At 45.7% G+C, this 6597-nt stretch carries 10 protein-coding genes and 1 pseudogene; 5 read left to right on the top strand and 6 right to left on the bottom strand.

Annotated elements, in window-relative coordinates; all coding sequences use genetic code 11:
• The 5 genes from HPS54_RS12505 to HPS54_RS12485 all read left to right on the top strand — a co-directional run.
• The coding region (locus tag HPS54_RS12505; RefSeq protein ID WP_253952016.1) for a PcfJ domain-containing protein at positions 1–796 on the top strand (796 nt) is incomplete at its 5' end.
• Between the two features lie 24 nt (positions 797–820).
• Complete coding sequence (locus HPS54_RS12500; RefSeq protein ID WP_049129759.1) at positions 821–1078, top strand: hypothetical protein; 258 nt, start codon at positions 821–823, stop codon at positions 1076–1078.
• A gap of 19 nt (positions 1079–1097) precedes the next feature.
• Positions 1098–1328 carry a DUF3873 domain-containing protein gene (locus HPS54_RS12495; protein ID WP_049129758.1) on the top strand — a complete coding sequence of 77 codons (231 nt, stop codon included), beginning with the start codon at positions 1098–1100 and terminating at the stop codon, positions 1326–1328.
• A complete protein-coding gene (locus HPS54_RS12490) occupies positions 1325–1570 on the top strand; it encodes a DUF6956 domain-containing protein (protein WP_007856108.1) in 246 nt (81 codons plus the stop codon). The genes HPS54_RS12495 and HPS54_RS12490 overlap by 4 nt, the downstream gene beginning before the upstream one ends.
• A gap of 53 nt (positions 1571–1623) precedes the next feature.
• Entirely contained in the window at positions 1624–1932 is a 309-nt protein-coding gene (locus tag HPS54_RS12485; RefSeq protein ID WP_049129757.1) for a hypothetical protein, read from the top strand.
• Positions 1933–2033: 101 nt separating this feature from the next.
• On the opposite strand, the gene metK is transcribed toward HPS54_RS12485, so the two are convergent.
• From metK to HPS54_RS12455, 6 genes and pseudogenes are all read right to left on the bottom strand, one after another.
• The gene (metK, locus tag HPS54_RS12480) at positions 2034–3092 is read right to left on the bottom strand and encodes a methionine adenosyltransferase (protein ID WP_049129756.1); all 1059 of its coding nucleotides are present in this window, start codon (positions 3090–3092) and stop codon (positions 2034–2036) included.
• Positions 3079–3870, bottom strand: a complete 792-nt coding sequence (locus HPS54_RS12475) for a hypothetical protein (protein WP_049129755.1) — start codon at positions 3868–3870, stop codon at positions 3079–3081. Before HPS54_RS12475 ends, metK begins: the two co-directional genes overlap by 14 nt.
• Before the next feature lie 139 nt (positions 3871–4009).
• Positions 4010–4538, bottom strand: a pseudogene (locus tag HPS54_RS12470) (glycoside hydrolase family protein).
• A 2-nt stretch (positions 4539–4540) separates the two neighbouring features.
• Positions 4541–5038, bottom strand: a complete 498-nt coding sequence (locus HPS54_RS12465; RefSeq protein WP_049129754.1) for a DUF3872 domain-containing protein — start codon at positions 5036–5038, stop codon at positions 4541–4543.
• The gene (locus tag HPS54_RS12460) at positions 5035–5937 is read right to left on the bottom strand and encodes a toprim domain-containing protein (RefSeq protein WP_172345745.1); all 903 of its coding nucleotides are present in this window, start codon (positions 5935–5937) and stop codon (positions 5035–5037) included. The genes HPS54_RS12465 and HPS54_RS12460 overlap by 4 nt, the downstream gene beginning before the upstream one ends.
• Positions 5938–5944: 7 nt before the next feature.
• A complete protein-coding gene (locus HPS54_RS12455; protein ID WP_172345744.1) occupies positions 5945–6520 on the bottom strand; it encodes a conjugal transfer protein TraO in 576 nt (191 codons plus the stop codon).
• Positions 6521–6597: the final 77 nt, after the last annotated feature.

Raw genomic sequence — 6597 nt, 5'->3', positions numbered from 1 at the left:
ATATCCAAAGATGAGGATATTGCCCCAACTCAGACGTAACGGCTTCAAGGGCGATTTCCACGGCATCTCCCCCGTGCGTCTTTTCAAAGCCTTGCTTTCAGACCCAAGAATTGAAACCCTTATGAAAAGTGGTGAGATTGAGGTTATGAAACACTTCCTTTTCAATGCCCGTACTGCCGATGAATGTTGGGCATCATATCTGATTGCCAAGCGTCACAAGTATCAGATAGACAACTTCTCAATGTGGTGCGACTATCTGAGTATGCTCAAGAAACTCGGTCAAGACCTCCGTAACCCGAAGAACATCTGTCCCGAAGATTTCATGGCGGCACACGACAACGCAACCCGAAAGATTGAAGCCATACACGAGAAGGAAAGAGCCGCAGAGCAACGCCGTTGGGAGATTGAAAGGCGTGAGCGTGAGCAACAGCGACAACTCCAACGAAAGAAGGATGCGGAGGATTTCATCGCCAACAAATCCAAATTCTTCGGATTGGTAATCACTGACGAGGAAATAATCGTCAAGGTGCTTGAAAGCATAGACGAGTATTACAACGAGGGCAAGACGCAGGGCATCTGCGTGTTTGGCAGTGGATACTACAAGAAAGCCGACACCCTCATACTCTCGGCAAGGATTGGCGATGAGATTATTGAAACCGTAGAGGTGGACTTGCGAACCCTCGAAGTGGTGCAGTGCCACGGCAAGCACAACCAGGACACCGAATATCACGAGCGCATCATAGACCTTGTGAACCGCAACGCCAACCTTATCCGTGAGCGGATGAAAGCGGCATAGCATAACCCCTAAAACAACATTGATATGGAAGTAAGAATTGAAAGTATGATTTGTATGTGGGATGATGCAATCCCCACGATGTTCCTTGAATTTGTAAACCTCCTCACTCTCGCAACGAGTGAGGAGGGATTAAGGAGAGGTGTAAAAGAATTTGCCGAGAAGCACGAACTTGACAAGTTCTTCCTTTACGGCTTCGGTTCTCACCATTTCTACCTGCACCAACGCTACACGAGCAACCCCGAAATGGTGATGAAGAACAGAGTGCTGTCAGTACATTTTTAATCATCTAAAAAGCAACATTATGGCAACACGAATGACAATCAACGGAATAAGCACCTGCACGGAAGCAGGTACGGAGAAATACGAGCGTTTCCAATCGGGTATCGGCAGACGTAAGCGGACGCTTGTGCAGTACGACTACCGCCACACAGACGGAGAACTGTTCGCTTGTGTCAAACCCACTTTGGACGAGTGCCGAACCGCACGGGACAAGTGGCTGAACGCAAAGCAGGGAAAGGAGGGCAACCGATGAACACGACCTATCAGACGCTGATAGTCAAATTCAGCGAGCCTATCACGGCATTGGACGGCATCTTTGATGATGCCGGAGCGTGGGGAACGGACACCCTCAAAGGGTGGATAGATGATTACGAAAGCACACGTTTCACCGCCACCGACAGCCATACGGCAGTCATCACGAGCGAGTACAACATGGAATGTGTGAAAGAGTGGCTGCAACGGCAGACACCCATTGCCGAGATGCGAGAATTTTGAAAGTGTTGGCGGTGTCCGCACCGCCAACACTTAAAACCCTAACAACAAAGGATATGATAGCAAAGACGATATTACAGCAGATAGGCGGAAAACGCTTCACCGCCATGACAGGAAGCCGTGACTTCATCGACATGGGCAACGGCTTACGGATGAGCCTTGCAAGGAACAAGACAAGCGCAAACCGCCTTGACATCATCTATGATGCAGGTGCAGACCTCTACAACATGCGCTTCTACCGCAGGACGTTCAGTAAGAAGACATTTGAATGCAAGACAAAGGACATTGCCGTACACGAGGGCATCTATTTTGATATGCTGGAAGAAATGTTCACGATGGTGACGGGACTTTACACACGCTTTTGAGTGGCGGCGGCGAGAGCCGCCCTACTTTCTTTCAGTGAGCATGATGGCGGACAAAGAAAGTAGCAAAGAAACCTCTGTGCCAATCTGCGATAAAACCAGTCTTATAAAGATATGATTTGTTCCCAATTGTAATTAGGATTAGAGAAATGTCCGTATATAGAAGTTGGTCGATATATAGGATTCTTTAATTGTAATAACTCAATTATTGCATTAGGTCTAAAATCAAATTTTGATAGAATAAATTGTTTCAATTTTGTGGAATTGGATTCTTTGTCTGTTGAAACTTTTAGCATGGTAGGCTGTTTTTCTCCAAACAAATAAGCCACTGCTATTTTGCATTCTTTTTCTAATCCGTTTGCAACTATGTTTTTTGCAACAAATCGAGCCATGTAAGCAGCACTTCTATCTATTTTACTCGGATCTTTTCCAGAAAAAGCACCTCCGCCATGTGTTACCAAACCTCCATAAGTGTCTGTCATTATTTTACGACCAGTTAGTCCTGTATCGTTAATAAACCCACCTTTATAAAATCTTGATTTTCTATTTATCTGAATATCTACATTTTTACAATCAATCAGTTGAGTTAAAACCTTCTGCTTTATATCATCTTCAATGAAATCTGGACGAATATTCTCTTTATGCTGTATGTTGATTATCAATTGTTCAATACTATTTTCGCTAATTGTGACTTGTACTTTCCCATCAGGGAGGAGATAATCTACGCTCTTTCTATACGTATCAATCTCTTTGGCTATTAAATTAGAGATATACGCACCGTATGGAAGAAAATTATATTGGTTATTTATAGCATAACCATACACAATACCTTGGTCGCCAGCTCCACCATTCATAACAGCATCATTTAGTTGTCTTGATTGTGAAGTCAAAAGGTTCAGTATATTTAATTTTTCACAATAGCCTATGGATTGATATACATCATTGACAATTTTCTCAATATCAACCCTTTTGTTTTGAGTACTGATTTCTCCAGCAACAATTAAATTATTACCACTTCCCAAACATTCTATTGCAGTATGAGCATTACAATCCTGCATTAAGTAAGCATCCAAAAGAGCATCACTTATTTGGTCGCATATTTTATCAGGATGTCCTTGTAATACACTTTCTGTTGTATATTTGTCTAATTTATCGAATATCATAATTCTGTTTTATACAGCTCCATTCTTCTGTTAATTTATTATTTAGTTTTTTGTACACAGAATTGCTATTCGGAGATTTATTATATGCCAATGTTGTTTCGTATTCAAGTACCATATAGATAGCATCCTGAATAGTTTTATTTTTAGTAGATTTAGGTGTACTAAAAATTTGTTTGAATTTATCACACAAATTCTTTAATCTAAAAAAGAATGCTATGTGGTATATTAGTTCTATTAAGAACAATGACGATAAAAATAGTTGTAAGAATGGTATGGCAACGACGTTATCTTTTATCCCGTGGTATGCAAATATCAAAAGCAAGCCAAATAGTATTGTGTTCTTTATTGCCATTTTAGGCAACATCACTTTAATGATATTATATGTAAAAAAGCAATTCTCATAACAATTAACTAACATTTTATAGGGTCCTTGCTCAATAGAATCATTATCATAATAATTCAAGATAGGCTTGTCTAACAGCTTTGTTCCTAATGAATTATCTATAAACCCCTTACGCCTTTCGCTCGCAACCATAGGCTGCATAATAATCTCTACTGCAATATATAATATGCCATACCCTATAATGGAAAAATAATTCAGTATATTAAGTAAGTTGATAACACACTCCGTTGAACCCAGTGAATGTTTTAAGCAATCTATTTGAAATGTTTGAAGTAATATTGAACATATAAATACACTCCAAAGAAATCCATTTTCGACTTTGCGCCAGTACGCAACCGTATTATAACTTATCTCGTAAGGTAGTTGTCTTTCCATGCTCTTGTATTTTCTTGCAAAGTTAGTAAAAATAGTGGAATGTATTGATTTATAATTGTAAAACATAGTAATAATACGACCAATAATATAGACTCTAATGAAGTTGCAAACATCATCAGGGTCTATATATTCAAGCTTTTTACGGAATAAACAACAGCGCAAACTCCGCCTTTCTCCGTTTGAGCAGCATGGCGTGGCGTTTTCCCCTTATAGTTGCAGAAGGCTATATACTCACGGTAGATATTCCTGTCGCCCGCCTCCAGCTTCTTTATCAAGGTGCTTTTGGGAATTGTCTTGCTACCTAACAGCTTCGCCGGGCCCACGTTGTAAGCCAACGTGCCAAGCAAAGTCGAATCAACTCCGAATTTACGGAACATAGCGACAAATTTACGCAGGTCTTTCCGCAGTAGCGCGTCCGCCTGCCGTTTCGTCATGGTACGTGCCGAATACCTTTCGCCTGGCAAAATTCGATGACCCCAACCCACGTATGGGTGGTGTTTTTCCGAGTGCCAGCCCTCAAAGTAGCGGCAGCATAAAAAAGCACGTTCCATAAGTGGCAGCCGGTAGATTGCCGCCTGCCCGTCCGTTCCATCTTGGCGGCTGATCCGTGCTGATACGGAACAGACCGCCAGAAGCGAACAGAGCATTGCCATGAATACACGCATCATCTTCATACACGTTTGAAACCTCCGATGGGAATGGCGGTAAAGCCGTCATCTTTGATGTTCCGGTTGTTGAAGTCAAATTCCAATTCGTATGAATTTTTGAAATTGTCCTCCACCACCACGATGAAATTATGCGCTTCGTCACCCTCCGCCGTGTAGTACAGGCGGAACTTTTCGTTCTCCAGCAGGTAGCGGTCGTTGGGCAGGAAGGTGATGCCGTTATCCATTTTGAGCGAGCCTTCCCCCTCGAATTGGAAATAGCGGATGGTATAAAGCGTACCCGCGAAGTCGCCCTCCTTTTTCAGTTCACAGCGGATTTCCACTGTCTGCCCCTTTGTTACCTTATTCGGCACGGGCATGACCTCCACCGTGAAGGGATAGGACTGCTGGATGTCCATGTCGTCGTCACACGACACAAGGGTGAATGACACAGCGGCTATCAGGCATAACGCCACTGCCTTAAAGATATTTGTTCTCTTGTTTCTGTTGTTCTGTATGTTCATTTTTCTTCGATTTTTAGATGGTTGTTTTTCTGTTTTTTCGTTGTCAGTTGCAGGTACTCGTTCAAGTCCTTGCAACCGTCATAGAGGGAGGAACGGTCGGTGACACGCTCCCCATATCGCTTGGTGAGTGCGGCAAGCGTTCGCCGTCCGGCTTCGTCACGGTCGAGGAAACAGCCGATGCGCCCGTAGCCCTCCAGCATCCCCGTCGCCTTCTCCACGTTGGCGACAGAGTTCAGCACAAGACAGTCAGCGTTACCGGTTACGCCAAGCGTCACGGCGGATAGAAAGTCCATGAAGCCCTCGAATACGAGGCACTCGCCAGTCGGGATTTCCTTCGTCCTTACCAAAGACACATCTTTTGGCGAGATGCACCCCTTGAAAAATCGGCTTCGGACTTCATATCCACCTGCCATATTCAGGAAACCGACAGCGAAATACCGTTTCCCACGAACGCCGTAGTTCAGACGGCAACAGTGACGGGATGCTACTCCGACTGGTATGCCCCGTTCTGCCAGATACTCCGTCAGCGGTGAACGAAGCAGCGGAGCGACCTCCACATCCTCAAAGACGGGTTCGGTCGGCTTCGGGAGATAGGCAGGCTTTTCCCATCCGGTCACCGTCATATTGGCGGCTTCTGCTATGAACTTCGCTTGCTTCATGAAGTCATCGCTTTGCAGAAACTCCCCGGCAAGCGTGAAGATGTCGCCGCCCTTGCCCAAACCGAAGTCGTACCAAAGCTGTTTCGCCACGTTCACACGGAAAGAGGGGGTGCGCTCGCCCCTGTACGGGGCGATATACCACAGCTCGTTACCGCTCCTTCTGACAGGCTCATGCCCCAACCGTGCGAGAAAATCCGCAAGCGGCATCCTTCTGATAGCATCTATTTCCGTCCGTTCCATGCCCGTGTCAGTTGATGATGAACTTGACGCCGACCCCGAACTGCGTGTGAAACTTCCGCGTGTCGCCACCCCAAAGGCAACGCTCCCGTAGATTGGCAAGCAGGGCGATACGGTCTGCTACATAGCACTCCACATCAAGCGTCAGCGCACCGCCATAGATGAAAGCGTCCCGGTCGTGCAGCGTGGAGCCGTCATGCAGCACCTTCTTTCCCCAATTCACCGACTCATATCCGGCGAGAGCCGAAGCCCCGGCATAGACGAACACGATTTTTCGGGCGTCCGACAGTATCTTGAAGTAATATCCGCCCTCCGCCGTGAACTGCGCCACGGGTATCTTGGTGTCTTTGTAGGGGTTGTTCTTCAGGAGGTATTCGCCACCGAACACCCACTTGTTCCCCCTCTTCGTGTAGGTGGAGAGAGCCGCCCCGAAGCTGTACCCGCCGTCCTTGCCGCCGGGATTGAAGCCGTCCGCCATGTCCGCCCTCACCTCGATGCCCTGCATCTTCGGCAGACACCGCTGGGCGTGCGCCTGTCCTGTAAAAAGGGCAAGCGACGCGATGATTATTGCGATGTACTTTCTCATGGTCAGCGTACTTGAAGTTCGTTGATGGTACCCGCGCGTACCAAATCCTCGTTCTCAATCACGAAGGACTGGTGACG

The sequence above is a fragment of the Xylanibacter caecicola genome (genome assembly GCF_013166515.1).
GTDB classification, from domain to species: domain Bacteria; phylum Bacteroidota; class Bacteroidia; order Bacteroidales; family Bacteroidaceae; genus Prevotella; species Prevotella caecicola.
This window is presented reverse-complemented; position numbering and strand designations above follow the sequence as displayed.